Origin of the sequence: Citrobacter sp. BDA59-3, from assembly GCF_015167655.1 — a bacterium.
GTDB lineage: Bacteria > Pseudomonadota > Gammaproteobacteria > Enterobacterales > Enterobacteriaceae > Phytobacter > Phytobacter diazotrophicus.
In genome coordinates this window covers 2,083,176-2,109,577 of sequence record NZ_CP063427.1, presented here as the reverse complement: position 1 = coordinate 2,109,577, position 26,402 = coordinate 2,083,176, and the positions used below count along the sequence as shown (strand labels likewise).

The window sequence follows — 26,402 nt, the reverse complement described above, 5'->3', positions numbered from 1 at the left end:
CCTGATATACCCTTATCTGCACCGAGCTATTCTAAGCCAGAAGTCACCCTTTCCAAGACACAGCCCCGCTACAAAGTCAGCTATGTCAGAGTCCGCCGCGAAAACCGCCGGAATATTACCAAAACCTACTATTCATCCCACCCCAGCCTGCACCTTAAGGGCAACTGGCTGGCAGAGGCGGGATTTGAGACCGTGCGGGGCGTGACGGTCAGGATCTCGGAAGGATGTATTGTGCTGATGGCGGAGGGTAACGAGGTGCAGGAGCTGCGCGAGTAGCTTTACCAGGCTAAACAGGCGGTTAAGGGAATTAAGGACCGGGATGTTTAGTGTACTGAACGGGGATTAAATAATAAAAAAGCCGGGAAGATTTAATTTTCAACCCGGTTTTTATTATGTTATTACCTCCATCTTGATAGAGGAGAGTTATTACAGTATTTCTCCAGTAACTTATCATCAAGAATATTTTTTTCAAATAATGGTGAAATTATTTCATCCAATATTTCAAAATCTTCCTGACAACCTGTGTTATCAAAAAGGAGAAGCAACGCATCCTGCACAAGTAAAAACTCACTTGACTCATTTGATTTTATAATAAAATCAACAAGTTCAGCTTTTATCTCTTTATTTGCAAGATATTCATCCTCTTCATATAAATATTCTTCACTATAAAAATCATTCAGTTTTTTTGATATCTTTTTTAATTGAAAAATTAATTCATCGTTCATTTAATGATCTCATACGAACCAGATGAAATACCGTTAGTCAGGATTACCTCTTTATCTTTCCTGGCATATCGAGAAGCCTTACCAGACAGTCCTTGCCCATTACTAACATCAATAATTTCATTATCAGGTATCTTTGATAAATCTATTTTTAATTTACCATCATTTTTATTATAAAAATCTGCGGTGCTTTCTTTCTTCGTAGTAGATATCAGCTGAGTTGATAGTTTTCCATTTTCAATATGCTCCTGTACAGAATAGTTGGCATGAGGATCTTTTGGCGGAATCCTCCCCCCTCCCAGCGCACATTTTTTCTGTCCTTTAGTCAACGCACGAAAAACATACCCAACATGAATTTTGCTAAGACCTAGCGGATTAATCCAACTTAACGCATTCGGCGCATACGCATAAAGGTTTATCCCCCCGCCAGCCCTATCGGGTCCTGCCGGGTGAACCTGGCGCTATCCGGGTCGTAATAACGGAACAAATTGTAGTGCAACCCGGTCTCCCGATCCAGGTATTGCCCCTGCATACGCAGGTTCTGCGCATAGCCCGTCTCCTGCGGTATCGACTCGTGCAGCAGTTTACCCCACGCACTGTTCTGCCCTTCCCAGCGGATATGTCCTTCACGGTCCGTCATCCGTTCCGGCGTACCGTTTGGCTGACAGTGGAACCAGAAGATATCCGGATCCTCTGTACCATCGATACGCGCCAGCGGTTCGTAACTTTCCGCGTCGCTATAAACATAAGTCAGGGGCACATCGTCGTGAATTTCCTGCAACAGGCGAAAACCTTCCCACAGAAAACGTGTCGTCACCTGCTTTCCTACCGGCCTGCCCCCCAGCGTCTGCTGGCGTGTTTTGCTGATACGCCGGCCGAGCGGGTCATAGCGGAAACTGACCTGCGTTTGTGGTTTGTTGCGATCCCTCGGTACGGCCACCACATCGGTTAACCGGTGCTCGCCGTCGTAACGATAATGCCAGCGCGTCTGACCGTTGTCTTTTTCGGTGGTCCGCCCATGAATGTCATAGCTCCACTGAATGCCATTTAAACGGGTGAGACGGTTATGACGAACAGACTGCTGCAGGCTGTTATCCAGCGGGTTACCCGCCGCATCCCAGCGCCATTGCTCTTTTCCGGGGGACGTGCCGTCCTGTTCCAGCAGACGCCCGGCGCTGTCATATTTCCAGTTACACCAGTTGAACGGATCATCATCACGCTCTTCGCGCACCGGGTTGTTGCGGTAGTCGTAATCCCAGCGGCGTGACCAGCGTGCGGGTGCCGGACGCTGCGCATTGCCGGTGAACACATCCCGGCGATGGATGCGTCCGAGACGATCGTATTCATTGCGGCTTGTCAGCAAGCCCTGCGTACGGCCAACTTCCCGGTGTAACTCATCGCGGGTAAAGTCGCTTATCGGCAGATTATCGAGAGCCAGGCTCAGCAGATGCCCGCTTCCGTAATAGAAATATTTCAGATGACGCCCGTCGGGTAACTCCACCGATGTACGGTTGTTCAGCGCATCATAAGTCCAGCCCAGCCTGCCGTTTTCACCCTCTTCACTGATAACACGTCCCAACGCGTCATAGGTAAAAATCAGCTCCTGTTCAGCTTCCTGACTCCATACGTCATCACCCAGTGGGGGATGTAACGCCACTCGCGTAACCTGCCCATTCGCAGAGTAGTGATAACGGGTCTGCCCTTCCGGCGTGCTGCGGGCAAGCAGTTGGCCCGCCTTGCCCCAGCGAAATGCATGCGTTAAAGCCTGTGAATGCCCGGCGGCGAAAGTACGACGCACAGTGCGTCGGCAGGCATCATATTCATACTGTGTTGCGACACCGTCCAGCCCTGTTTCAGCAAGCAGCAGCGAATCCGCACCCCACTCAAAATGGTACGCTTCCCCGTTTTCATTTTGTAATGCCGTTAATCTGTCGCGGCTGTCCCAGCGACGGCGCACCTCTTCCCCTAACGCGTTACGGGTTGCCACCAGCCGGCCTGCGTCATCCCAGCTAAACTCGTGGCGCTTACCGTCCGGGGTAATATGGTATTCCGGTAGTCCACGTGAGTTCCAGCCGATAGACTCCTGCCAGCCCTCCGCCCGCTCCAGTTGCAGTGGGCGACCTGCGGCATCATAGTGATAGCGGGTGATACGCCCCGAACAGCATCCATCTCTTCCATCACCTGGCCAAAAGCGTCGCACTTGAGCAATGAACTCTGCCCCAACGGATCGACGATGCGCGCAGCCCGTGGTGCTTGTTCTGTTGTCTGCCCCTGCCTATGAGCAAATCGCCATCGGTGAGGCCCAGGTCAATATGAGCCAGGCGGAAAAAAACTGGAGATTTCACGCAATACGCTTTACCGCGACAGGAAAAACGTCAGAACGTCGGCAGAATCTGAATTGCGCTTACGTATCCGCAACTGTCCCGACTCGCCTGGGCAAACTATCAGACGGAGAGATTATTCAGCCAGTTGCCTGCCACCTGTGTATATATGAAAGCGGTCACCGTGTCAGTGCAGCACCGGTAGTTGATAGAACGATAAGTAAATCGTCGGCCAGGGGGACAAACATTGAGAAACATTGAACAGGGGTATCGATATAGCGTCAGCGATATCCCTTCTCCAGTAAGGTTTCGCCAAGCGAATCAAAATCTTCAAAAAGCACATGACGAAATACAACGCCTGTCTTCATGACGGTCCCCTCATCTGAGTAAAAGACGCACGTGAGCAACAACCTTGTACAGGGGAAAAAGCTTTTCAATGATCATATGTGAATGGGGACGGTACTTCGCAGAAGTATATTTTGTGAAAGCGCTGGGAAGAGATTACAGACTCAGGGTTAAACGCGGATGCCTCGCTCCAGGGATAATAGCCCTGGGGCACAGTGTTATTCGCGATGGTCGATCACGACTCCGCTTAGACACTCCGGATGAATTTCAGCAAAACTGAACGACACGTCCTGATCTTCATTCAGCATAGCGGTGTAGCTGGTAACTTCATAAACCGAATGTCCGCGCGGGGTATCGGTAATCTTTAGCGGTGAATAATGCTGACGGACTTGCGCAAGCGTTATGCACTGGCCCTTGAGTGAAAAACTGATAAAGGCGGATTGCTCTTTCGGAATCCGCCTCAGGCGCACGTCGATATCGTCAATTTGACTACCATCATCCAAAAACACCGCATCCGACTGATAAAAATTAACGTACTCATTTTGATTATTCAGGGTTAGTGACAACGGATACTGCGAAACGGTATCCACCGTCAGGTAGCGGGTTGCCGACTTAATGTAAACAATAAAATCCCAGAGATTGTTTGTTGGTGTTTTCGCCACAGCAGGGGCAGTTATCAGTAACGCAACCGCACCATAGATGCTGCGTTTTTGCTTCCGGAGGTATTTTACCATGTGTTTGGTCATTCCTTGTTCAAAAATATGGCGGATTCACATTCATAATGCTACGTAATAGGATATCAGGCTAACAAACAGATGCAATCAGTGTCATTGAATCTTTATACTTAGCCACTGTATCTTTCCCTGATATAAAAATATGAGGTTTTAATTCATTCCAGATGTGACGATGCCAGCTCTCTCTAATTTTATTGGCTAATGCTTTAAAATTACCACTCTCTTCATATTGGATAAGTGTCTCTTTCGATATAGTAAAAGAACGAAACACATCCATTTGCGAATGCAAATTGTATTCTGAAAAAACAACAGTAATCACCAACGTGGAGCCTTGGGAATATATATCGTAATCCCATGACTCCCTTAACAGTAAAAACATATCAGTCATAGCATTATCCTGAATGATTTTCTTATATACAAGAAAATGATATCATTGCTTTATTCACCTGACACATTTTATTTTTAGCATTTATTTCTTTTCACACAACCAACCCCCTCCTGGTGTGGAAAAATCGTTTTTTAATTTACAAGCAATTTTCGAAGAGATACGGTTAGCGTTAGATAAATGTTTTGACAGCTCAGGATCAACCGTATCAAATTGTTTTAAGGCTAACGATCCCAAATCATTATGTATCGCGCATTTATCTTTTTCGGTTCCAGAAAAAAAGAATTATATTAAAACTGATTTTTTCTATTACATAGAGAGAAAACCCAGGCGCTTTACAAGCCGAAGATTAATAACATCAAACACATCATTGATATAATCAATCGCGGTGTAGTACTCTTTACTCATTGACTGGATCCGAACATTTCCTTTTGATTTGAGAGCAATGATGAGCTTAATCATCTGACTGCCGGGGCCATGTTGCTCCGCCATCAAGGCCACCAACGTGCAAAGGATGCTCAGAGTTGTACAATTATTGTATTACCAGCGCAGCTTGTTAGCTGCGCTATATCGTCATAGTCGTATCAGGTTGCCTGTAAAAAGTGATAACCCAGTAACGTATTATCCCGGATAGTCATCCGGTGCACGATCAAACAATTGAGCTGCAAGTGATGCAATTCTGTCATGCTGTATCAGCTTATCTTTCCATTCTTGTGGAATACCCGACCAGCCATATAAAGCGCCGGCAAGTTGCCCGGCCGTCGCCGCCACGCTGTCGGCATCATCGGCCAGGTTCGCCGCCAGCAAGATGGCATCACGGAAATTATCGGTGTTCCACACCGCCCACATGGCAGCTTCCAGCGTATCGATGACATAACCACTGGAGCGAATTTGATCGCGGCTTTTTTCTTTATATTCACCGGCATTGATGATTAGCACGCGTGAAAGTAAAGGATATATATGTGGTGAAAAAGACATCTCCTTATCGTAACCACTAATGAGATAATGGAGCATAAGGGCCATAAACTGACTGGCGTCTAACGCATCACGTGCAAAATGTGTCGCATGGCATTGCGCTTTAGAATCAAAATAAATCGCCCGATGAGACTTTCGTCTGAATATTGAGACAGGCGCAATACGAATAATGGGTGCATTCCCTGCCGAATTATTAGCTGCTTTTGTGTCCCATTTCAGACCATGCAGGGAATATTGCTCCAGCGCATAACGCGTAGCATTACCAATATCAAAACATCGGCCATTGCTGCTATTTTCACCAAATTTATACCATCGAAGCATTAACTGGCAAAACAGATCAGCATCTAAGCGATTAGCCTGCAGATAGGTCTGCGCCAGGCATAATGCCATGGAGGTATCATCAGTCCATTCACCAGGACGCAAACGAAATGGTCCTCCACCAATCATATCGTGAACATGGTTTACGTCACGAGGCTTAAATTCAAGCGTTGTACCCACTGCATCGCCTACAGCGAGTCCGACCAAAGCACCTATCGCTTTATCACGGGACACATCCTCGCTAACGTCAAGCTCAAGTGTACGATCCCAATATTTATATTTTGGTTCGAGACTATCCAGCTCTTCTTGTGTCAGTCCACGCGTAGAGTAAGGAAGGTATTCCATATAACGGGTGACATAATTATTAATCTCTGAATCATCGGCATGTAAATCGATCATTGAACTTCCTTAAGCTTGATATGGATAAACCCATGACTTTCTACCCTGTCGATAACTTCAAATTTGGTGTTAGGCTTAAACAGCACTTCAGTCTCCAAATTAATATCTTTAAACTCAGATACAAAGTCAATTTGTTTACCAGAATACCCCTCCACCTGCATTTGAATTTTGCCTTTAAAAGGTTTTACCATATCCGTGCTGAAATAACCCGGATCGGAGACAATATTTCCCGGCACATGCTGATCAAGGACCTCAGGCGGCAAACTCCGTACGCCGCGTAAGAACGTACCGGATGTTGGCGGAAGCACATCCATCGCCTCCGATAGATGCTGCGAATACGCCTCCAACCCCGGCGTCATAGGCTCTGTTCCACGTAACGCAGGGTTAAGCATGGTATAGCCTTCGTTAGTTGTATAGCCATAGAGCGCGCCAACCTGATCATCCGTGAGTTTAGATGACAAATAAGGATCGCGTAATTCGGCATATTTTCTGCCATTCTTAATCCATGCCTCTCCCCAACCGGGCATCGCTTCTTCGAGTGGCATGGCCGGTTTTACCGGGTTTATTGCTGTCACAGCAACGTCCGGAGCCACTGGCTCTGCGCTGAGCCGCGCAGCACGCACAGCATCAAATTTCGCGCCACCTTTCATGCCAGCACCGCCACCTATCAGGCTGCCGAACAGCATGCTCCATTTTTGCCCGTCACTGCCCTCACCAAACAACCATCCCCCAGCCCAGTTTCCTGCAGTCCCCCCCAATAAGGCACCAGCGGTACTGAGCAAAGCGATGGCTGGAGTGGCGACCACAGCGAGTGCCGCGGTTCCTACCCCTAACATGACCCAGTTCACCCAGCCCGGAATCTCAGGACTTATCTCGTCCGTTTGTACTTTCGCGCCACCAAAAAAAACATTGGGTGACCCGGAAAAAATCTCGGCACTACAAGTGAGTTTGTCTCCTAGCCGTGCAGCAGGATAATTATTGATATAGATCTTAATGGAACCTTCGGCGACCCGCTTTGGCGAACCACTATGTTCATCGCATTTACCCAACGACAGATGCGCGCGAATTGCCTTACGGCTATTCACATAAACATTTGGCGAACCCTCAGTGAGCATGCCAGTGACATGTCGGGGCGCCCAGGACATACTTCCCAGCACCTCTCCCAACCCGCCTGCGGCGCAGGCACCTACAGCAGCTGACGCCACAACCAGCGCCAGCCCGCCGGTTGCTACTGTCGCAGCCCCCAGTATGGCACCACCGATAAGCCCAACAATCATCCAGGATTTCGATGCAGTGTGGGCTATAGGATCATCGACCCTTGCAGCCTGTAGCGCAGTCATTACGACGAAGTCCGTTGCCGGGTAAGAAACGCCAGTATCTGCTCAGGGGAAGCGAGTCCCTGCGGCCCGTTAACGGTGCGGCAGATACTGAGTTGTTGTTCCAGATGATGCCCGGGCACTGTGGCAACAGACCATAAGGCGTAGCGTATCGGCTGCGTGTCGGGGACAGGTGCGATACGCAGCGGGGAACCGTCCTGGGCATAGAGTAAGTAGAGACCTTCACGGGCACGCTGCAAAGGCAGACTTCGATATAACGCTTGCACACCGGAAAAAACGTCCAGATTACAGGTTTCCGTATCCAGCGCGAAAAAGAGATCCGGATTATCCGCGCGGATCATTTCCCCTAGCGTCACCTCATGTTGATTATGGTGAAAGCGGATACTCGCAATAATGTCCTGATATTGTTTCTGATAGAGCTCAGTAAATTCACCAGGACAGGTGCCTATATAGCAAACAACTTTTTTTCCACTCGACGGTTCATCCAAAAGAATAACGGTCTGGCGCTGAAAAATTAATACGTTGCCATTTTTGAATTGGTAAAAAAGCTCTACAGCCGGCTCGCCATCGATTAACTTCTGCTGTGTCGATTCCATGCGAAACTCTGGCACTGTAACTTCCAGTTCGCGGGCGATACGCGCCGCAACTGCCTGTACGGTCTCTCCGTTTTTCGCCCCCGCACGAGATACAACAAAGGTAAATTCACTGGCACCCGTGTCATTAAGGGTAAAAAGATTCATCGTACGGTCTTTAAATACATCAGGTAAAGCGAGTGTCGCCTCCTGGAGAATATAGTCAGCCATCGCGCTTCCCTTTATTTATTAGCTTTAACGATAAAAAAGTTATCAACTTCCTGCTGTATTGCGGTTTGTTGATTCGAGCCAACCGCCAGGGTTCCGGCACTGCCATCGGCCGGATTCAGGTGCAGATCGCCACTAAGTGTATTAATTTGCGCACTCTCTGCCGCCGTGAAATTAAAGTTATTGCCGATTATGCTGACCGTACCGTCCTTGAGCAGTTCAATTGCGCTTTGCCCGCATTCAATACGCAGCATTTCGCCTGCAGCAAGCGTAAAAGTGTTCACAACCTTATCATCGCGGTTATTACCCGTCAGACTCGTGAGATTTCCCTTAACGCCTGTATTCTGGTCCTTCACTACCCGTAAGGTTTCATTCTCACCAACGAACTGAGTGTGATTCTTCTCAATAGTATGCGTTTCGTCATTCTTAACGTTGGTGTCCATATTCCGTTCGGCCTGGATCCACACCTGCTCCTCCCCCGCTTTATCTTCAAAACGCAGGGCGTTGGCGGTGTCAGCAGAACCGTCTTTCGAACGGCTGAGGAACCCCATCTGGGTGGCGGCGGCAGGAAGCGCCCACGGCGGCATGCTGGCTTCGTTATAAACACGTCCGGTGATGATTGGTCTGTCCGGGTCACCGTTAATAAAATCGACCACCACTTCATCGCCGACGCGTGGAATTTGTACCCCGCCGAAACCTTGTCCCGCCCAGGCGCTGGAGACACGCACCCAGCAGGAGCTGGTATCGTCGCCCTTCGCCAGTCTGTCCCAGTGGAACTTCACCTTCACCCGGCCATAGCGATCGGTCCAGATGCTTTCCCCCTGCGGGCCGACGACTCTTGCGGTCTGTGGCCCATAGGTCCGCGGCCAGGCCGATTTTTGCGCTGGACGGTATGTAACGGTGGAGGGGATCACCGTGAAATCAATGCGGTGCATCGTTTGCGAGCTTCCCCCGCTGGCGTAATTGTTCTCTTCCAGCCAGTAGTTAGCCTCGGTGGTCAGGTATTCCGCGTTATCGCTGAAAAAGGGGGCGTTGTAGAGGGTAAACGTGTTACCCGGCGCGATACCGAGCGCCGTGGCGCTACCATGAATCTGTTGATGCTCCACCTGCCAGCGCTCCTGGCGGATGCGGGCATAGAAATCCGCATGATCGTGTTCGACAAAGCGCCCCGGCCAGTCGTACACATCAATGCTGCCCGGTTGTGGTGAGACCGGGTTCTGCCGGGCCTGAAACAGCCAGGCATTCGGTTTGCGGAAATCATAATCGTCCAGGCTGTAGATCCCCGGCGTCACGCTGTCGGTCAGCGCCCACTGGCTGATCCCCTCTTCATCCGTACTGCCACCGGACGGTGTCACGTGATAAGGAATGGTTTCGTAACCGGCAAACGGCTGATGCTGGGTCGCCGCATCGGTCAGTACCAGAACATGCCGCTCCGCCTCGTGGCGGAAGAAGTAGCTGATGCCCTCCAGTTCCATCAGGCGGCTGATAAAGTCGAAGCTGCTCTCCTGATACTGTACGCAGTAGTCCCAGACGCGATAGCTGCCGGTCAGCTTGTCTTCGACATTGACCTGGTTTTCAGAAAGCAGCGTTTTGACGATTTGCGGTACCGTCTGCCCCTGGAAAATACGCAGGTTACGGTCACGCTGCATTGGCCATAAGTCGGATTCAACGCTGAGTTGATAGACCGCGTAGCGGGTGCCGGACAGCTCCACGGCGCTCACCGCAACGCGGGTCACTTTGCCGTTAAAGTAGCGCGGCGATGTTATATCCTGCGTCGGGACCGTCACAGTGACGGCCTTTCCCAGTAGCTGGCTGCGATCCATGCGCGCATCGGTGCCCAGCAGCGTCAGGCCAAGTGCATAAGGTTCTGACAGCGCTTCACGCCCTGACAGTTTCCAGAACAGCAGCCCTTCGACCGGAAGCTGCACGGTAATACGGTTGAGCATAAGGTTCATTCCGTTAAAAGTAGCAACGCGCTGAAATCGTCAGCGCAAATGCCATTCGATAGAGAAAATCCACCCGCTAAGATTGCGGTATTTTTACTAAATTTTGATGTCTGGTGAGGTAAATTGTATCTGCCCGTCTGTACTGGCCGTTATATTTATCGCTCCGTATCGGGCACAATATAAGACCGTGTTCCTGGCTGTCTGCCGAGGTTATTATCAACCTCAGTCATGCCACTATTTTATTCCGTCGGCGTATCCTCATCCGGTGCCTGGTCAAATAAGGCCGCGGCCATAGAGACAATGCGGTCATACTGCACCAGCTTCTCTTTCCATGCCTGCGGAATCCCCGACCAGCCATATAAAGCACCGGCAAGCTGTCCGGCCGTCGCCGCCACGCTGTCGGCATCATCGGCAAGGTTCGCCGCCAGCAAGATGGCATCACGGAAATTGTCGGTGTGCCATACCGCCCACATGGCCGCTTCCAGCGTATCGATAACATAGCCACTGGAGCGGATCTGGTCGCGGCTTTTTTCTTTATATTCACCGGCGTTGATGATCAGCACGCGCGGCTCTAACGGCATCATTTGCGGGGAAAATACACGTTCTTTGTCGTACCCATTAATCAGCAGAAGCAGTAAGCAGCTCAGATAATGTGCGGAACTTACAGCCTCGGTCGCGCAATGGGTGGCCTGACTTTGAATTTTCGCGTTATAGAATGCCTGAGCGAAATTGCGACGAAAATAGATCGGTACAGGCGCTAATCGAATAATGGATGCATTTCCCGCTGTTTCCGGGGACGTATTACCAAACCAGTCCGCTCCGTTAATCTCATATTGTTCCAGGGCATAACGGGTCGCATTGCCAATATCAAAACAGACACCGTTAACGCTGTTATAGCCCTCGCGATACCACTTCACCAGCTTGTCCCTGAAACATTGCCTGCTGGCATATTTGCGCTCCAGCACTGTTTCAGCCAGACACAGGGCCATAGAGGTGTCGTCGGTCCACTCACCGGGTTTCAGGCGAAATGGCCCACCCCCCACCATATCCGTCACGGTACGATGGTCACGAGGCATAAATTCCAGCGTGGTGCCCACGGCATCGCCCACGGCGAGCCCGACAAGCGCGCCTATGGCCCTGTCGCGACAGATATCCAGCGGCTTGACCTGATCAGGCGTGTCATACCATTTTGTCGACGCGGCTTCTTGCGGGTCCTCTACCAGTGGATGTGCAATGTAGTCATACAGCATGCGGTGCTGCGTCCGCGCATTAGTAAACGGAATATAGTGCTCATACTGTTTTGCATAACGCTCTATTTCCCGAATATCAGAATGTAAATCGATCACGATTGTCCCTTCCCTGTCTTTCTTTGCTGCTGTATCGCAGGCAGCGGTTTGCCGCTACCGTCTTTTACAAAGACCAGGCTCTTGTTATTTTGCCCCAGCTTGCCCTGATAAACATTCCCTGGCTGATAAGCCGCAACGGCGATTAACCACGCCGTTTCATTATGTTTTTCGACCAGCCAGCTTTTATTAAACAGTGGTTGTTCCACCCGTAATGACATTTCAATGACCGGGTTGTTATTAATAAACAACCCGCTTTGCTTCATGGATAAAATGGTGATATTCACATCGCTGCCGTTGGCGAGAATGTCCTGCTCTTTGCGTTGAGAATTACACGCTACTCTTTTTGCCAGCCCGAAACCAATCACTATCAGCACCAGTGTGGCAACAACATTCACCATATCAAACGTCGAGATATTCATCCCTTAATACCATCCTGTTCCGTTATTACGGAGCAAGCATCAGCACTTTGAACTGGCTCGGCACGATACGCATACCAATCGCATTGGTGGAGTTTTGCAGGCTCACGCTGGTCAATCGCGTGGCGGGAGTGCCTTTTAGCAGCACGGTAAACGCACCGGTTAAATGCCGGGATGGCCCCATCACCGTACCAGAGGCCACGCCTGTTGCCACGCCGGGGTTATCGCCGTTGGTCAGTGGCGTGATGGTCGCCATATTGTGGGCTGGCATCCCCATAAACAGGATATTCATCGCATTAGGGATTGCCGTCGGCCCCAGCGCAATATCCGGATAGGGAATGGGCGTAGGGGCTGGCATGGGCGTCAGGCAGACATCCGGAAAGGCCAAATCAACCCCGAAAAGCTGGCAGTTCGCAAACATGGCGGTTCCTTATCCCATATGAATCTGTTCAGAATCGACTTTGGTGATCGCTTTGGACGTGATCACCGTGTTGTGAGCATGCAGGCGCGCATAATCCTCAGCCTTCATGTCCAGTTGCCCGGCGCGAACCTGCTCGGTCTGTCTGGTCGTGCGAAACAGACTGTGGCTGATTTGGGTGACGGTCTGCCAGACAGACTCTGCCCGCTTGCCGACAACGCGCGACAGGCTGACCCACGCCGAGAGTTTCTCGCCGCTGTATTTCATCTCGTCGATATGGCAGTCACCCTGCCCGGCTGTGACACGGAGCGCCTCGCTACTCAGGCTTAGCTCCCCTGCGCTACGAATATGCAAATCGCCCGGCACGCTGAGCTCCGCAACCTGCGGGTTGGCCCGTTCCAGTACCGCCAGCAGCCAGATTTGGCGCTCTACGCTGGCAATCAGTACCGTGTCGCCCGTCTGCGGTGCGATAACACAACTCGCAGCCCGGCGACAATGCCAGCCGCGTCCTTCGCTTTCTACCGTCAGGCTGCCGTCAGCAAAGCAGTGGGTCACAACCGCCGATGCCTGTACGGGCGGCAGTATGGGTTGGGCCATCAGATGGTTGACTTTACTCATTATCTCTCCTCAACGGCGGCTCTGGCGCTGCAGGCTCCAGGCCTCAGCAGCCAATAATTCTTCGTCATATTCGAGAATGCCCTGACGCCCGCTAAACCGGGCATTCTCCTGATTTGCCCGATGCATCCGGGTGCGGGAAAAGGTCGCACCGCGCAGGTCGGCCAGACGCAGGTCGGCGCCGGTAAAATCGCTATAGGTCAGGTCACAAAGGGTAAAACGCACACCGACAGCATTCACCTGCTGCAGGATACTTTGAAACAGGCGACTCTCGCTGAAATCGGCCTGTTCGAGCGTGGCGCCCACGAAAATAGCTTGATCAAAGAGGCTGCCACGACACTGCGCGCCGCGCAGATTCGCTTCCATAAACAGCGCCTGAGTTGCATTGACCTGGTTTAACCGCGCGGTCTGTAACGACGCCCCCTTAAAATTGCACTGGGTAAGCTGCGCGCCGCTAAAATCCGCGCCGTCTAACTGGTTGTCGGTAAACTGGCAGCCGGTAAAGCCGTGCCGGGCGTAATCTTTCCCGCGCTGATCGCAGTCGAAAAAGACCACCCGTTCAAACTGACTGCCCTCAAGCACCGTTGTACGCAGATCAATGCCATAAAAGGTGGTCAGCAGAAAACGGCACCCGGCAAAGCGGGCGTGAGCCAGCGGTGATTCAAAAAAGACGCTGCGTTCAGGTATTGCCCGATCAAAGTGGCTGTCCGCCAGCGCGCAGTGCATAAATTGCACGGTCTGTAGCGAGCAGCCCGTAAAATGGCTACCCGTCAGCGTGCAGTCGTTGAAGATACATCCATCAAGTGGCGTTTCCTCCACCCGCAGGTTCGCCATTTCGCACTGATTAAACACCGTCTGGGTTAACCGGGCTCCCCGCAGGTTTACTCCGTTTAACGCACATTCGGTGAACGCCGTTTCCTGCAAATTGGCCCCTTGCAGGTTTACCCCCTCCAGCGAGACCTCCTGAAAAATACCGCCGGAGAGATCGCAGCCCTGCAAATCCAGCCCGTCGAGGGAGATTTCGCTGATCGGCTCGCCGCCTTTCACCCGCTGTTGCAATTGTGCTGCGGTGAGCATCGTCATATCACTTCTCCATCGCGCTTCGGCAGCGTTTTGATGCGTTTCGTCCATGCCCCATCAAGGCGGGTGGTATCGCTAATGAACGCCTGCGAGAGATCGGCGCGAAAAAGATTCGCCCCGCTAAAATTGGCCCCGCCAAGCTGACTTTTTTGCAGCAACGCCCCCATCAGGTTGGCATCGGTGAAATCGGTATCGCGAAAATCAGTGCGCACAAACAGGCTTCCCATCAGGTTTGCCTGACCAAAGTGGCTGGCGCGGCAATCCGCTTCGCTGAGATCGCAATTCTCCAGCTTCGCCAGGCTGAATTGCGCGCCGGCGAGCGGCGTCTGACGCAGGTTGCACTGGATGAGCGAAGCCTGGCGGAAGTCGGCACCCGCTAAAGTACTTTCGGCCGCTATCGCGGTAGCGATTAAAGTGGCCCCGGCAAAACTTGCCTGTTCCGCCTGAGTCTGGACAAAGGAGCAGCTATCCAGCCGCGCTTCGCTAAACACTGCGGCCACCAGCACCGATTGCATAAACGCGCATTTATGCAGCCGCGCACCGTGAAAATCGGGTTCGGCCAGGGTGAGTTCCATAAAAATGCAGCCGTCCAGCGAGGCGTGGTGGAAACGACAGCGGCTCAGCCCGGTTTCGCGTAACAGCAGTCCATCCAGGCTGGCGTTATCGAAGATGCACGCCTCGAATAAGGCATTTTGTGTCTGCGTCTCTTTAAAGCGTGCACCGCTAAAATCACTCTCCTGACACTGAGCAAGCGCCAGGCTTGCCCCGGTAAAATCACATCGTTGTAATGAGGCGCGCCCAAATTGCGTACGGGCAAGCATCGCCCCGGCAAAACAGGCGTCATCCAGTTTGCTGTTGCGGAAATCAGCACATTCCAGCAGCGCCTTTGTGAAATTCGCGCCACTGAGATCCATACCGGAAAAGTCAGCGCCGGTGAGATCCATACCGCTAAAATCACCCCCTTGCGCGAATGTACGCCCGGCACGCTGGCGGATGATCTGTGCAAGGTCACCCGTCAGGCGTACGGCGGGGGGCTGTTGGGCCACAGCCGCCAGATACATCTGATGCAGCGCCTCGCTCGCCTGCTGGCGCTTTTTCTCACTCATCAGGTCGCTGTTGCGGTGAAGCATTTCCTGCATGCGATGCAGTGATTCCGGCCCGCGCGGCATTTGGTCATCCCTGTGCGGATATTTCGCTTCCATTTCGCGTTTGCGCTGCTCCGCATCGGCCTGTATCTGCTGCGCCTGACGCTCCATTTTTTCCATAAACTCAGGCAATTCATCGAGGGCAGGCATCTCAGGCTCTTCGATGTTGTCGAGCAGATCGCCAATGTCGCGCCCGTTTGCTTCCAGCCTTTCCCGGTACTGTTCGCGCAGCAGTTTTTCGCGATTCTTTATGTTGTCGCGCATCGGGCTCGGCGTCTGCTGCACCTCACTGTCAAGCCACGGGCCGATAAGCGATTCCGGCAGCAGATCCTTTTCCCGAAACGCGAACAACGCCCCTTTTTCTTTATCCAGGCGCTGGCTGAGTACTTTGCGATAGTGGTTGAGCGAACGCCCGGCACCGTTTTTTTCGAGCGCGGGCATTAAGTGCAAAACATCCGCCGCGTCGTCTTCATTAATGCGGATATGCCCCTGCCAGATAAGCACCATTTGCTCCAGATGCGGGAAAAACCAGACGGTGGTTGCGCGCAGGGTTATCTCTTCAAACAGGGTCTCTTCCTGGCGCAAGCGGCTGATAAAACAGCGCGCGTGCCAGGGTGGCAATGTACCTTCCTGCACAGGTTTTTGCGGGTGCATGTTCCAGATACGCCACGACGCCTGTTCCGGCAGGGTGTCTCTGTCCCACCACTGATCGGGGCTGGCGGCATTAAATACCGTCCAGTCGATGTCGCGGGCAAAGCCGGGAAAATCGTTCTGCAACCAACCGGCGTCATAGTTTTTGCCCATCCGGCGAAAGCGACGCGGCCAGGAGAGATCAAGCGGCCCAAAGCTCGCAGGCTCCGGCCTCTGTTTTGGCGAGGTCATGCGCCCGTGGAGGGGCTCAATGTTCGGCAGGCGGTGGAGGCTTTGTCCCTGATGATTTTCCGGGCAAACCCCCACCCCATGCGGGTTTTCTTCACAGCCTGCACCGCCCCAGGCGCGCGTCCAGTCCAGACGCATGTCGCCAAAAGGCTGCGGTGGGGTCATTTTGCTGCCCGACCAGAAACGGTCGCCAAACACCACCAGTGATTTACTGAGATTGTCGATATCCACCCGCGTCATCACCGCCGTTTTTTCCTGCTGGTGGTGAGTATAGGCATAGCCGGTGGCCAGGAATTCTGCACGGGTTTTCGGCATCGCCATATCAATAACGCCACCGCTGGTTTGCAGTTCACTGGCGGCAAGCTGCCAGAGCTCCATCTCCGGACGCAGTGTTGGGGCCTCCCCCATATCGGTCAGCGCCATCACCGACACGCCAAGATGGTTTTTACCCTGCCAGCGGAAAGGGCGATGGAGCACGCTCAGGCGCAAAGGTTTAATAATCTTCATCCGTAATACCTTATTCGCCTAAGATGAGTGGCCGATCGTATAACGCAATTCTTTTCGGGTCTTTGGGGTCATATTTGATGGTGGTGCCATTACCGGCTTTAAAGCGTTCTCTCTCTTCAAAGTTCATAGATGTATAGAAGCTTGCCTGTACTTCCTGCCCCTCACGGGTTTTAAAGTTCACCGTCAGTAAATAGACAGGGTTTTCTGCATCCCACATCCCCGTTTGCCTGGCGACAATAATATCCGCATTGGCACCAATACCGGTTTTAAGCACTGATGCTTGCCTAAAGGAGTCTTTAATATAAACAATAAGGTTATCGCGCAAGCTAAGGTAGATAATATAAAAGACGGCTGAAAATATCCCAATGGGCAGCAGATACCAGTAAGTGTCAAAAAATTCCATTAATTTGGACCTTTCGTGTATACGCAGAGTTATTTCCAGAAAAAACGCAGCCAGAAAAGCTTAGTCAAACACGTTCATTACTGCAATCCGTGGCAGTTTGTCATCACTGTATTTTACCGTCAGGGTTAACCCTTTTTTCAGTTTATGAATATCATTGGGTTTAACAGCGGCCCTGGCACGGTATTTCTTTCTCTTTTTAGAGAAATCCGCAAAGAAATAGCATTCGTAAAGATAATACTCGCCACGCTTCGTACCGGTACGCTGCCAGGACTCCAGAGGAACATGAATGGTTTTCCCGGCCCATTCTTCGCGTGATACCCAGTCTCGCAATAACCGCGCTTGTACCCCATACTGCTTAAAAAAAGCAACGGCAGACCACAGTCCCGCAAGGGTGATAATCAATCCAGAAATAAAGAAAGGGTCACTCATAACATTGATAAGAATGTTCATATGAATTTTATTTTAATGGCCAACCAATTTACCATTTTATTGATTTACAATCGCATGCAGCCAGATGTTTTCTTTATTTTCATCTCAAGGGCCAGGCTGTACGCCAGGAACCCTTTCAGTGCCTTTGCAACCAATAATTTTATTAAAATCATCGCCGCCGACGTTTTAAAGATGCATTCTCTATTTCCATAACAACTTGAGACGGATTATCTTTATTGTACGTAACATCAAAAAACTTCCCTATTTGATATTGTCTTAAATCAGAAGTATAAATAACCGCACTTCCTGTTCCAACGATATCAACACCCTCATCAGTGGTAAACTTATAATGTAGTTTAATATTTGTATAATCTGAAATTTTTCCAGTGTAGGCTTCAACATTCAAAATTTCAGCCTGTGCAAGCACGCCATTCTTGCGGATATGCGATTTTAATTTTGCATTCCTGATATCCCTGATAAGCAAAGACACAATAACATAGGCAAAAAAAGTCAGGACGGCGAATACAATGACATCTGTAACATATCTCATATTTATCATCAATGCTCAGCTTGCATGCTCAGTACTGCTATTTTCTGTGGCGGAACACCCTGATATTTAATCACAATGGGCATCCCTTTTTTAAGCTGGGGGATTTCAGATACTTTTAGAGCGGCAGCCGCTTTATATTGTTTCACCCCACCCTCCAGATTTGCATCAAAGGTAACAATAAAGAAATAATCAAAATTATGCGTAGTGTAAGTCTGTTTCCACTCGCGCAATGTTGCCGTCGTCACCTCACCCTGCCATTTATCTCTCGATAACCAGTATTTTATTTCTGTAACATCTTCTTTTTGCCCCTTCAATCCCTTAAGGCAGATAAAAATAAAAACCAGTATCACGCCCAGCGCTATTGAGTTTGAATGTTCAGATAAAAAATTCATGATGTTAGGTAATATTAAATATTAAGTGCCAGTCATTATTATCTTTAAGATCTGGTATATATTATTAGAAAAATTACATAGATAGCGTTTAAGGAGCAGCCAGTAAAGGCTTACCGCTGGCATCCTTAACCAAAATGATCTTATTTGTTTTGTCATCAAATTTCCCCTGATACACATTGCCAACCTGGTAGGAACCGACAGCGATGACATAAGCCGTTTCCTGATGATTTTCAACCAACCAGCTTTTCTTATTTGCAGGCTCTTCAATTCTCAGAGACATATCAATAACAGGATTATTATTTATAAACAAACCATTCTGCTTCATGGACAAGATGGTGACATTAACATCGCGACCTCGTTCAAGAACGATCTCTTCACGCTGTTGAGAATTGCGGACTACTCGATGGGCAAGATGCCATATGAACGCCATCAATGAGAGTGTCACCACAACATTAACGATATTAAAAAGCGACATAAATTTTCCTTTATTACATAACCATATAGAGAGCGAACAGCGCTGTTTTTAGGCTTCCACTATCCACACGAGCGGCCTCAACCCGTTGAGCATTGACTATCGTCCGCCCAAATGTAAAACCTTTATGCGACACATCGACACCAGTGAAAGCATAACTGCCTGCTTTTAACGCTACCGTACCAAGAGAGATTGTAAATTGCTTTACCAGATAATCCATCGCATCCTGAGCGAAGCTTGTTTTTTGGACATCATTACGTTCAAAAACTGGAGAGTCGATAAACACTTTGGTATCGCTCTTTATGGTGATTTGTTGTGGCGATTTAATGACAATCTGACCAGTAACGGTCTGCGACCATTCTCCGTTAATATCTACTTTAACGTTATCGCTTATTGTTTGATTTTGTCCACCCGAGGTAATAGTAATCCTCTCACCGGAATCGATAGTCTTATCATGCATTCCCTTTATATGAGTTGTATCATTTCCGCTGATTTCCCTGCTGTTGTTACCATTGAGTATAAGTTTCCTGTCGCCAGTAATTGAACTCTCATCACCGTCATTCTCAATCGTAAGCTTGCGGCCATTCTTAATGCTCGTGATTTCACTGTTATTAAAGCTTTTCGCTTCAACATCATCCACAGTAGTTGTACGCTTCGCTTTGTAATAAAAAGTTGCATCCTGCCGGACTTCATCCGTCTGCGTCTTTTTGATCGTCGTCGTCCGGTTACCGTCGATATTGACCGTCTGATCATTCTCGACCGACACCATCATGTCTTTCTCGGAATGCATCTGCACCGATTCATTACCCGGACTGTCTTCAAAAAACAGGAAGCTGGCATTATCGACGCTGCCATCTTTACTACGGGTCATAAAGCCCATCCGGGTGGCATCACCAGGCAGGTCCCACGGCGGCATACTGGCTTCGTTATAAACACGCCCGGTGATAATCGGCCTGTCGGGGTCACCGTTAATAAAGTCGACCACCACTTCATCACCAACACGCGGGATCTGCACACCGCCAAAGCCTTGCCCTGCCCAGGCGCTGGAAACACGTACCCAGCAGGAGCTGGTATCGTCGCCTTTTGCCTGCCTGTCCCAGTGAAACTTCACTTTCACCCGGCCATAGCGATCGGTCCAGATGCTCTCTCCCTGCGGACCGACGACTTTTGCGGTCTGTGGCCCATAGGTACGCGGCCAGGCCGTTTTTTGCGCCGGACGGTACGTGACAGTAGAAGGAATGACGGTGAAATCAATGCGGTGCATTGTTTGCGAGCTCCCGCCGCTGGCGTAGGCATTCTCTTCCAGCCAGTAGTTAGCTTCGGTGGTCAGGTATTCCGCGTTATCGCTGAAAAAGGGGGCGTTATAGAGGGTAAAAGTATGCCCTGGGGTGATGCCCAGCGCGGTGGCGCTGCCCTGTATCTGCTGGTGCTCAACCTGCCAGCGTTCCTGATGAATGCGGGCATAAAATTCACCGTGTCCATGATCAACAAAGCGCCCCGGCCAGTCATAAACGTTAATGCTGCCGGGCTCTGGCGAGTTTGGATTCTGGCGCGCCTGAAACAACCAGGCATTCGGCTTACGGAAATCATAATCGTCCAGGCTGTAGATCCCCGGCGTCACGCTGTCCGTTAACGCCCACTGGCTGATCCCCTCTTCGTCGGTACTGCCGCCGGACGGTGTCACGTGATAAGGAATGGTTTCGTAACCGGCAAACGGCTGATGCTGGCTGGCGGCATCGGTCAACACCATGACGTGGCGCCCGGATTCGTGGCGGAAGAAGTAGCTGATGCCCTCCAGTTCCATCAGGCGGCTGATAAAGTCGAAGCTGCTCTCCTGATACTGTACGCAGTAATCCCAGACGCGGTAACTCTCGCTCAGTTTGTCTTCAACGTTAACCTTGCTTTCAGAGAGCAGCGTTTTGACGATTTGCGGTACCGTCTGCCCCTGGAAAATACGCAGGTTACGGTCGCGCTGCATTGGCCATAAGTCGGATTCAACACTGAGCTGATAGACCGCGTAGCGAGTGCCGGACAACTCCACGGCGCTCACCGCCACACGGGTCACTTTGCCGTTAAAGTAGCGCGGCGATGTCATATCCTGGGTCGGGACAGTCACGGTGACGGATTTGCCCAGCAACTGGCTGCGGTCTATGCGCGCATCGGTGCCCAGCAATGTAAGGCCAAGTGCATAAGGTTCTGACAGCGCTTCACGCCCTGACAGTTTCCAGAACAATAGCCCGTCTACGGGGAGCTGTACGGTAATACGATTGAGCATAAGGTTAATTCCGTTACAAAAATCATGAAGAACCAGGTGCAATCATTAAATTATCGTGCCCGAACGACAAATATAATCAACCAGCAGTCAGTGAGGATATTACAAAAACGGGCAATCACGTCCGTTTTCTCTATTCATTGATATCGAGGAAGGGGGGCAGTCTTTTCTTTTCAGAAAATTCCTGGCAATATGCAGTTTAGCAAAACAGCAATTAAACGAAATGGATCACCCTATGTGAACCTGCTGTTTTTGCCATCGCCTCATCGATATACTTCTGTTTTATTTCATCAGTGAGCGGTGTTTTTTCATGCGGCGGTTCAAACTGCTGCATGCTTTTCATCAAAGCATAAAAACCGCCGATAACCCTCTCACCTTGTGCTTTAATTTTCCAGCCATCAATATCCAAAATAATATAAGCGCTCGTGCCAGTAATTTTCATTATCAGGTTACTTTGCCGTTCAAATATTCTGGCTAAGTCACACCACGTGTTCCTCTGCTTTGGCGCAAAAAAGCACGGTAAAGTGCAGCATGATCTACTTCCCACGATGAAACTTAATACTCTGAATAATTTCCTGATATTGCTGCTGATGACGTTCGTTAAATTCCCCCGGACAGGTCGCCACATAGCTCACCAGTTTTTTTCCGGCTGGCGCTGCGTCCAGTAAAATAATGGTCTGACGCTGGAAGATAACGCGATTATCATTTTTGAACTGATAGAAAAGCTCAACGGCCGGGTAGCCATCAACCGTCAACATTTGCGTCGACTCAAGATAAAAATCGGTCAGCGTATCTTTTAGTTCGCGAAGCGTTCTGGCGGCGACAGCATGTACTTTATCGTCGGCATTTGCACTGGCGCGAGACACGACAAACGTAAATTCATTGCCACCATCAACAGTGTGTGTAAATGCATTCATAGTTCGGTCTTTGGCTGTATAGGGCATTGCCACATTTATTTTTATGCAACCGATAGACTGCCGGAGCGATATTGCGCACCGGCAGCGAAGAGATTACGGTTGCGGATTTACCAGCCAGGTACCGGCACTGGTGATATTTAACGTCTGGTGACGGGTCTGACCGTTACCCTGCAACACCAGCGCATACTGGCCCGGTTGCAGTTTCAGGGTCGCGAAACCATTGCTGGCAGGTGTTATCGACTGCGATTCCCCGTTGAGGGTCAGTTTTTCTCCCTCATTCATGCGCACATAGACCTGTGCAATCGCCGCAGGCGGCGTGGTTGCAGCGGGTTTATCCGCCGCCACAGGCGCGGTTTGTGCCGGGGCAGTCGGCGCCGTATCACGTGCTGGCGCTGCGGAGGTGGACGTAGCTGCTGGCGGCGTCGAAACCGGCGCACTGTTTTGCGCAGGCGGAGCGGCCGGTGTGGCTGGCGCGACGGGGGTATCGGCAGGACCGGTGCTTGCCGTCTGATTCGCATTCTCCTGCGGCGCATTGCCCTGATGGAACAGCACGCCACCGGCGATCAGGCCAACCAGCACGCCAGCCGCCACCAGGCCTGGCACTTTGTAACGCCGCCAGTCCAGTACGCCAGGTTTGGTTTCAACCTCTTCAATGGGAACCAGCATGGTGCCCGGCTTTTTCACGTTCAGCACATCGTCGAGTCCGGCGACCGGCATTTCGATCAGCGCCGCAAATTCATCGATAGTCTGCGGACGGTCTTCCATTTTCAGCGCCAGCGCCTTGTCCACCGCCTGCAGCAAGGACGGGGAGTAACCGGGCAGATGACGATGGGCCAGCGGCTGATAACCATCCTGAATGCTGCGCACCACACTCACCGGCGGCGGTGAGCCCACAATCAGCGTATGGAGTACGGCACCCAGGGCATAGATATCTGTCCACGGTCCCTGCTCGCTTTCGTTATCGTCAGTGTATTGCTCAATCGGCGCATAGCCTGGGCGCAGCATGGTTTCGGTCTCGTCGGAGACCGAGCCAATACTGCGGCGGGCAGAGCCGAAATCCAGCAGGACGGGCAGACCGTTATCCTGAATCTGGATGTTATCCAGCGAGATATCGCGGTGCAGATAGCCTTCGTCGTGGATGGTTTTAATTGCCCCAAGCAGCATCGGCAGCGTGCGGCGGATCCACGCTTCGTTGATCATCTGCGGATTCTTTTCGCGCAAACGGGAGAGCGTGGTGCCGCTGTAAAAGACCGTCCCCATATAGGCGGTGTCGTTTTGCACCCAGAAACGCAACACGTGCAGCAGGTTCGGGTGATTAAAACGCGCCAGCAGACGCGCTTCCTGAATAAAGCTGTTCAGTCCGGCGGAAAAGGCCTTACCAAAGCGCTCGCTACGCAACACCAGCGTCATGTCGTCATTGCGTACCGCAAGCGTTGAGGGCATGAACTCTTTAATGGCTATAGTGCGTTCGAGCTGATGATCCCAGGCACGGTAGACAATGCCGAAACCGCCACCGCCAATCACCTCTTTGATTTCGAACTCATTAAAGCGGTATCCCGTCGGCAGTGCGTTCGGTACAGTCCGGTTGTTTTCGTGATCCGTCATAATGGAAAACTCTCTTGATAATGGCATTACGCCGCAAACTGACAGTGAAACTCGCCCTGTGCAAAGGTAACGTGTAAACGTCGGTACTTCTCGTCGCGCGCGCTGGCGTCAAGCAAAAGCTGACTCATTTGAGGCAACAGCGTATTGGTCAGAATCGCATCGACCATGCGACCGCCCGATTCAACCTCCGTACAGCGCTGGACGATTTGCGTGATGACGCTTTCATCCACCTCAGAGACAATGCCATGGTTCTCCTCAAGACGACGCTGGATGCGCTTGATTTGCAGACGCACGATCAATGCGAGCATCGCTTCGCTTAAGGGGTAATACGGCACCACCAGCAGACGGCCTAATAGCGCAGGGGGAAAAACTTTAAGTAACGGAGGACGCAGCGCATCACGCAGCGCGTCGGGATCCGGCAACAGTTCCGGGTCGGCGCACATACCGCTGATCAGTTCAGTCCCCACATTCGACGTCAGGATAATAATGGTGTTACGAAAATCGATATGTCGCCCTTCGCCATCTTCCATCCAGCCTTTATCAAATACCTGGAAGAAGATTTCATGGACATCCGGGTGCGCTTTTTCGATTTCATCAAGCAGCACCACGCTATACGGACGACGGCGCACCGCTTCGGTTAGCACGCCCCCTTCACCGTAACCCACATAGCCCGGAGGCGCGCCTTTCAGGGTGGAGACGGTATGCGCCTCCTGGAATTCACTCATATTAATGGTGATGACATTCTGTTCACCACCGTAAAGCGACTCCGCCAGCGCCAGTGCGGTTTCGGTTTTCCCGACTCCAGAAGGACCGCACAACATAAACACGCCAACCGGTTTATTCGGATCATCCAGCCGTGCGCGGGAGGTGCGCACCCGGCGGGCTATGGCCTCCAGACCGTGGCGTTGACCAATGACCCGCTCATTGAGGGTATCCGCCAGTTTCAGTACCGCATCGATTTCATTTTTCACCATCCGGCCCAGCGGGATGCCGGTCCAGTCGGAGACCACCGCCGCAACGATATTGGCATCAACGGCGGCAAACAACAGCGGCGCATCCCCCTGAACCTCGCGTAGCGCCTGCTGCTGATGTTCCAGTTCATTGCGCAGCGCCGGGTGTTCCTCCTCCGCCGCCTGGCTGAGCGCACGACGCAGGCGGATAATTTCATCCACGTGCCCCTGCTCCTGCTGCCAGCGCCGGGTCAGGGCATCACGCATCTCACCAAGACGCTCGCGTTCGGCCTGTAGCGTTGCCACGCGGCTTTCGTCACCGGCCGCCATTCGCGCCTCGCGCCCGGCGATCTCTATCTCCACATCCAGCCCGGCAATGCGATGCAGGCAATCTTCCAGTTGCGGCGGCGGCGCGCTGAGGCTCACCGCGACACGCGCACAGGCGGTATCGAGCAGCGCCACGGCTTTATCGGGCAACTGGCGCGCCGGAATATAACGATGGGATAGCTTCACCGCCGCGACCACCGCTTCATCTAACAGCAGCACCCGATGGTGTGTTTCCAGCGCTGAGACGGTGCTGCGCAGCATCAGTACCGCTTTTTCTTCATCCGGCTCGGCCACTTGTACCGTCTGGAAGCGACGGGTCAGCGCCGGGTCTTTTTCGATGTATTTTTTGTACTCAGCCCAGGTCGTTGCGCCAATAGTACGCAACTGGCCGCGCGCCAGCGCCGGTTTGAGCAGGTTAGCGGCATCGCCTGTTCCTTGCTGGCCACCCGCGCCAATCAGGGTGTGGATCTCATCAATAAACAGCATGATCGGCACCGGGCTGGACTGCACTTCGTTGATCAGCGCCTGCAGACGGGCCTCAAACTCCCCTTTCATGCTCGCGCCGGCCTGCAACATGCCGATATCCAGCAACCACAACTGCACATCACGCAGCGGTTCCGGCACATCGCCTGCGGCAATGCGCAGCGCCAGCCCTTCCACCACCGCCGTTTTACCGACCCCGGCTTCACCGGTGAGCAGCGGGTTGTTCTGACGGCGGCGCATCAGGATATCCACCATCTGGCGGATCTCCTCATCACGCCCGACCACCGGGTCGATTTTGCCGTCACGCGCCCGTGCGGTGAGATCCTGCCCGTACTGCGCCAGGCTCCCCTGACGTGCGGGTGCGGCGGCCGCGTTTTCCGGCACAGCAACAGACTGCGCGGCTTCTTTGCTGTCGGCAAAAATGGCGTCAAAATCATCGAGCAACGCGTCAACGCGCACCCGTTCAAACTGCGACGAGATACCTTTTAAGACCGTTGCCAGGCTCCAGGTTTTTAATAAGCCAATCAGCAGGTGGCCGCCGCGAATGCGGTTGACGCCAAATTTCAACGAACCGTAGACCCAGGCGCGTTCGACCGCGTTATCAATATGCTCAGACAGATCGGAGACGGAGCTTGCACCGCGTGGCAGACTATCCAGCGCGTGGACGATATCCTTCGTTAAGGCTTCCTCGCTCAATGAAAAATGACGAATCACCTGCTGAAGATCACCCTGGTCTTGTTGCATTAACGCATGCAGCCAGTGAACCAGTTCCACATACGGATTACCGCGCAGTTTGCAAAAGGCGGTGGCGCTTTCCAGCGAGGAAAATAACAGCGTATCCAGTTTGCCGAAGAGCACGGCACGGCTAATTTCTGACATGATCGATTCCGTGAATGTAAGAGATAACGCCTGGG

At 51.6% G+C, this 26,402-nt stretch carries 26 protein-coding genes and 2 pseudogenes; 1 reads left to right on the top strand and 27 read right to left on the bottom strand.

Going from position 1 to position 26,402, the window contains the following annotated elements; genetic code table 11:
- Positions 1 to 6: 6 nt before the first annotated feature.
- Positions 7 to 346, top strand: a pseudogene (locus IP582_RS09965) (SymE family type I addiction module toxin).
- A 52-nt stretch (positions 347 to 398) separates the two neighbouring features.
- Here IP582_RS09965 and IP582_RS09960 read toward each other — a convergent pair.
- From IP582_RS09960 to tssH, 27 genes and pseudogenes are all read right to left on the bottom strand, one after another.
- Positions 399 to 725 (bottom strand): hypothetical protein, encoded by a 327-nt coding sequence (locus IP582_RS09960; RefSeq protein ID WP_228007960.1) that lies wholly within the window; start codon positions 723 to 725, stop codon positions 399 to 401.
- A complete protein-coding gene (locus IP582_RS25310; RefSeq protein WP_228007989.1) occupies positions 722 to 1,051 on the bottom strand; it encodes a hypothetical protein in 330 nt (109 codons plus the stop codon). The genes IP582_RS09960 and IP582_RS25310 overlap by 4 nt, the downstream gene beginning before the upstream one ends.
- Before the next feature lie 27 nt (positions 1,052 to 1,078).
- Positions 1,079 to 2,980 (bottom strand): annotated as a pseudogene (locus tag IP582_RS09955) (RHS repeat-associated core domain-containing protein); the annotation flags it as partial.
- A gap of 626 nt (positions 2,981 to 3,606) precedes the next feature.
- The gene (locus tag IP582_RS09950) at positions 3,607 to 4,122 is read right to left on the bottom strand and encodes a hypothetical protein (protein ID WP_193795808.1); all 516 of its coding nucleotides are present in this window, start codon (positions 4,120 to 4,122) and stop codon (positions 3,607 to 3,609) included.
- Positions 4,123 to 4,192: 70 nt separating this feature from the next.
- Entirely contained in the window at positions 4,193 to 4,510 is a 318-nt protein-coding gene (locus tag IP582_RS09945) for a hypothetical protein (RefSeq protein WP_193795807.1), read from the bottom strand.
- Positions 4,511 to 4,591: 81 nt separating this feature from the next.
- Positions 4,592 to 4,744 carry a hypothetical protein gene (locus IP582_RS25540; RefSeq protein WP_370551801.1) on the bottom strand — a complete coding sequence of 51 codons (153 nt, stop codon included), beginning with the start codon at positions 4,742 to 4,744 and terminating at the stop codon, positions 4,592 to 4,594.
- 72 nt (positions 4,745 to 4,816) lie between these two features.
- The gene (locus IP582_RS09935; protein WP_193795806.1) at positions 4,817 to 4,999 is read right to left on the bottom strand and encodes a hypothetical protein; all 183 of its coding nucleotides are present in this window, start codon (positions 4,997 to 4,999) and stop codon (positions 4,817 to 4,819) included.
- Between the two features lie 129 nt (positions 5,000 to 5,128).
- Complete coding sequence (tri1, locus tag IP582_RS09930; RefSeq protein WP_193795805.1) at positions 5,129 to 6,199, bottom strand: ADP-ribosylarginine hydrolase Tri1; 1,071 nt, start codon at positions 6,197 to 6,199, stop codon at positions 5,129 to 5,131.
- On the bottom strand, positions 6,196 to 7,539 hold the full coding sequence (locus IP582_RS09925; protein WP_193795804.1) for a PAAR domain-containing protein: 1,344 nt from the start codon (positions 7,537 to 7,539) through the stop codon (positions 6,196 to 6,198). The genes tri1 (IP582_RS09930) and IP582_RS09925 overlap by 4 nt, the downstream gene beginning before the upstream one ends.
- Positions 7,539 to 8,339 (bottom strand): DcrB-related protein, encoded by an 801-nt coding sequence (locus IP582_RS09920; protein ID WP_193795803.1) that lies wholly within the window; start codon positions 8,337 to 8,339, stop codon positions 7,539 to 7,541. The genes IP582_RS09925 and IP582_RS09920 overlap by 1 nt, the downstream gene beginning before the upstream one ends.
- 11 nt (positions 8,340 to 8,350) lie before the next feature.
- A complete protein-coding gene (locus IP582_RS09915; protein ID WP_193795802.1) occupies positions 8,351 to 10,282 on the bottom strand; it encodes a type VI secretion system Vgr family protein in 1,932 nt (643 codons plus the stop codon).
- Between the two features lie 239 nt (positions 10,283 to 10,521).
- Positions 10,522 to 11,628 carry an ADP-ribosylarginine hydrolase Tri1 gene (gene tri1, locus IP582_RS09910; RefSeq protein ID WP_193795801.1) on the bottom strand — a complete coding sequence of 369 codons (1,107 nt, stop codon included), beginning with the start codon at positions 11,626 to 11,628 and terminating at the stop codon, positions 10,522 to 10,524.
- Complete coding sequence (locus IP582_RS09905; protein WP_228007959.1) at positions 11,625 to 12,047, bottom strand: hypothetical protein; 423 nt, start codon at positions 12,045 to 12,047, stop codon at positions 11,625 to 11,627. The genes tri1 (IP582_RS09910) and IP582_RS09905 overlap by 4 nt, the downstream gene beginning before the upstream one ends.
- Before the next feature lie 25 nt (positions 12,048 to 12,072).
- Positions 12,073 to 12,465 (bottom strand): DUF4150 domain-containing protein, encoded by a 393-nt coding sequence (locus tag IP582_RS09900; RefSeq protein WP_039079463.1) that lies wholly within the window; start codon positions 12,463 to 12,465, stop codon positions 12,073 to 12,075.
- A 9-nt stretch (positions 12,466 to 12,474) separates the two neighbouring features.
- Positions 12,475 to 13,080 (bottom strand): DUF3540 domain-containing protein, encoded by a 606-nt coding sequence (locus IP582_RS09895; protein ID WP_039079464.1) that lies wholly within the window; start codon positions 13,078 to 13,080, stop codon positions 12,475 to 12,477.
- A 9-nt stretch (positions 13,081 to 13,089) separates the two neighbouring features.
- Positions 13,090 to 14,160, bottom strand: coding sequence for a pentapeptide repeat-containing protein (locus IP582_RS09890; protein ID WP_193795800.1), 1,071 nt, complete (start codon positions 14,158 to 14,160; stop codon positions 13,090 to 13,092).
- Positions 14,157 to 16,688: a DUF2169 domain-containing protein gene (locus IP582_RS09885; protein WP_193795799.1), complete on the bottom strand. Its 2,532-nt coding sequence runs from the start codon at positions 16,686 to 16,688 to the stop codon at positions 14,157 to 14,159. Before IP582_RS09885 ends, IP582_RS09890 begins: the two co-directional genes overlap by 4 nt.
- Before the next feature lie 10 nt (positions 16,689 to 16,698).
- Entirely contained in the window at positions 16,699 to 17,091 is a 393-nt protein-coding gene (locus IP582_RS09880; RefSeq protein WP_071195239.1) for a DUF3592 domain-containing protein, read from the bottom strand.
- A 60-nt stretch (positions 17,092 to 17,151) separates the two neighbouring features.
- A complete protein-coding gene (locus IP582_RS09875; RefSeq protein WP_193795798.1) occupies positions 17,152 to 17,541 on the bottom strand; it encodes a hypothetical protein in 390 nt (129 codons plus the stop codon).
- A 148-nt stretch (positions 17,542 to 17,689) separates the two neighbouring features.
- Positions 17,690 to 18,070, bottom strand: coding sequence for a DUF3592 domain-containing protein (locus IP582_RS09870; protein ID WP_193795797.1), 381 nt, complete (start codon positions 18,068 to 18,070; stop codon positions 17,690 to 17,692).
- Between the two features lie 8 nt (positions 18,071 to 18,078).
- Positions 18,079 to 18,462: a hypothetical protein gene (locus IP582_RS09865; protein ID WP_228007958.1), complete on the bottom strand. Its 384-nt coding sequence runs from the start codon at positions 18,460 to 18,462 to the stop codon at positions 18,079 to 18,081.
- Positions 18,463 to 18,550: 88 nt separating this feature from the next.
- Complete coding sequence (locus IP582_RS09860) at positions 18,551 to 18,937, bottom strand: hypothetical protein (protein WP_193795796.1); 387 nt, start codon at positions 18,935 to 18,937, stop codon at positions 18,551 to 18,553.
- Between the two features lie 13 nt (positions 18,938 to 18,950).
- Complete coding sequence (locus tag IP582_RS09855) at positions 18,951 to 21,209, bottom strand: type VI secretion system Vgr family protein (protein ID WP_193795795.1); 2,259 nt, start codon at positions 21,207 to 21,209, stop codon at positions 18,951 to 18,953.
- Between the two features lie 211 nt (positions 21,210 to 21,420).
- Positions 21,421 to 21,648, bottom strand: coding sequence for an Imm74 family immunity protein (locus IP582_RS09850; protein WP_193795794.1), 228 nt, complete (start codon positions 21,646 to 21,648; stop codon positions 21,421 to 21,423).
- A gap of 94 nt (positions 21,649 to 21,742) precedes the next feature.
- On the bottom strand, positions 21,743 to 22,123 hold the full coding sequence (locus tag IP582_RS09845; protein WP_039079471.1) for a DcrB-related protein: 381 nt from the start codon (positions 22,121 to 22,123) through the stop codon (positions 21,743 to 21,745).
- Between the two features lie 93 nt (positions 22,124 to 22,216).
- Positions 22,217 to 23,728 carry a serine/threonine-protein kinase gene (locus IP582_RS09840; RefSeq protein WP_193795793.1) on the bottom strand — a complete coding sequence of 504 codons (1,512 nt, stop codon included), beginning with the start codon at positions 23,726 to 23,728 and terminating at the stop codon, positions 22,217 to 22,219.
- A 26-nt stretch (positions 23,729 to 23,754) separates the two neighbouring features.
- Positions 23,755 to 26,367, bottom strand: coding sequence for a type VI secretion system ATPase TssH (tssH, locus tag IP582_RS09835; RefSeq protein WP_193795792.1), 2,613 nt, complete (start codon positions 26,365 to 26,367; stop codon positions 23,755 to 23,757).
- Positions 26,368 to 26,402 lie beyond the last annotated feature (35 nt).

What these genes read in the sequence shown, in the direction of transcription:
- IP582_RS09845 (WP_039079471.1), bottom strand. Translation starts at nt 22,123, where the DNA reads ATGAATGCATTTACACACACTGTTGATGGTGGCAATGAATTTACGTTT.
- IP582_RS09950 (WP_193795808.1), bottom strand. Translation starts at nt 4,122, where the DNA reads ATGGTAAAATACCTCCGGAAGCAAAAACGCAGCATCTATGGTGCGGTT.
- IP582_RS09850 (WP_193795794.1), bottom strand. Translation starts at nt 21,648, where the DNA reads ATGAAAATTACTGGCACGAGCGCTTATATTATTTTGGATATTGATGGC.
- IP582_RS09885 (WP_193795799.1), bottom strand. Translation starts at nt 16,688, where the DNA reads ATGAAGATTATTAAACCTTTGCGCCTGAGCGTGCTCCATCGCCCTTTC.
- IP582_RS09920 (WP_193795803.1), bottom strand. Translation starts at nt 8,339, where the DNA reads ATGGCTGACTATATTCTCCAGGAGGCGACACTCGCTTTACCTGATGTA.
- IP582_RS09935 (WP_193795806.1), bottom strand. Translation starts at nt 4,999, where the DNA reads ATGGCGGAGCAACATGGCCCCGGCAGTCAGATGATTAAGCTCATCATT.
- IP582_RS09855 (WP_193795795.1), bottom strand. Translation starts at nt 21,209, where the DNA reads ATGCTCAATCGTATTACCGTACAGCTCCCCGTAGACGGGCTATTGTTC.
- IP582_RS09860 (WP_193795796.1), bottom strand. Translation starts at nt 18,937, where the DNA reads ATGTCGCTTTTTAATATCGTTAATGTTGTGGTGACACTCTCATTGATG.
- IP582_RS09915 (WP_193795802.1), bottom strand. Translation starts at nt 10,282, where the DNA reads ATGCTCAACCGTATTACCGTGCAGCTTCCGGTCGAAGGGCTGCTGTTC.
- IP582_RS09900 (WP_039079463.1), bottom strand. Translation starts at nt 12,465, where the DNA reads ATGTTTGCGAACTGCCAGCTTTTCGGGGTTGATTTGGCCTTTCCGGAT.
- IP582_RS09925 (WP_193795804.1), bottom strand. Translation starts at nt 7,539, where the DNA reads ATGACTGCGCTACAGGCTGCAAGGGTCGATGATCCTATAGCCCACACT.
- tri1 (WP_193795805.1), bottom strand. Translation starts at nt 6,199, where the DNA reads ATGATCGATTTACATGCCGATGATTCAGAGATTAATAATTATGTCACC.
- IP582_RS09875 (WP_193795798.1), bottom strand. Translation starts at nt 17,541, where the DNA reads ATGAACATTCTTATCAATGTTATGAGTGACCCTTTCTTTATTTCTGGA.
- IP582_RS09865 (WP_228007958.1), bottom strand. Translation starts at nt 18,462, where the DNA reads ATGAATTTTTTATCTGAACATTCAAACTCAATAGCGCTGGGCGTGATA.
- IP582_RS09890 (WP_193795800.1), bottom strand. Translation starts at nt 14,160, where the DNA reads ATGACGATGCTCACCGCAGCACAATTGCAACAGCGGGTGAAAGGCGGC.
- IP582_RS09895 (WP_039079464.1), bottom strand. Translation starts at nt 13,080, where the DNA reads ATGAGTAAAGTCAACCATCTGATGGCCCAACCCATACTGCCGCCCGTA.
- IP582_RS09840 (WP_193795793.1), bottom strand. Translation starts at nt 23,728, where the DNA reads ATGACGGATCACGAAAACAACCGGACTGTACCGAACGCACTGCCGACG.
- IP582_RS09945 (WP_193795807.1), bottom strand. Translation starts at nt 4,510, where the DNA reads ATGACTGATATGTTTTTACTGTTAAGGGAGTCATGGGATTACGATATA.
- tssH (WP_193795792.1), bottom strand. Translation starts at nt 26,367, where the DNA reads ATGTCAGAAATTAGCCGTGCCGTGCTCTTCGGCAAACTGGATACGCTG.
- IP582_RS09880 (WP_071195239.1), bottom strand. Translation starts at nt 17,091, where the DNA reads ATGGAATTTTTTGACACTTACTGGTATCTGCTGCCCATTGGGATATTT.
- IP582_RS09905 (WP_228007959.1), bottom strand. Translation starts at nt 12,047, where the DNA reads ATGAATATCTCGACGTTTGATATGGTGAATGTTGTTGCCACACTGGTG.
- IP582_RS09870 (WP_193795797.1), bottom strand. Translation starts at nt 18,070, where the DNA reads ATGAGATATGTTACAGATGTCATTGTATTCGCCGTCCTGACTTTTTTT.
- IP582_RS09960 (WP_228007960.1), bottom strand. Translation starts at nt 725, where the DNA reads ATGAACGATGAATTAATTTTTCAATTAAAAAAGATATCAAAAAAACTG.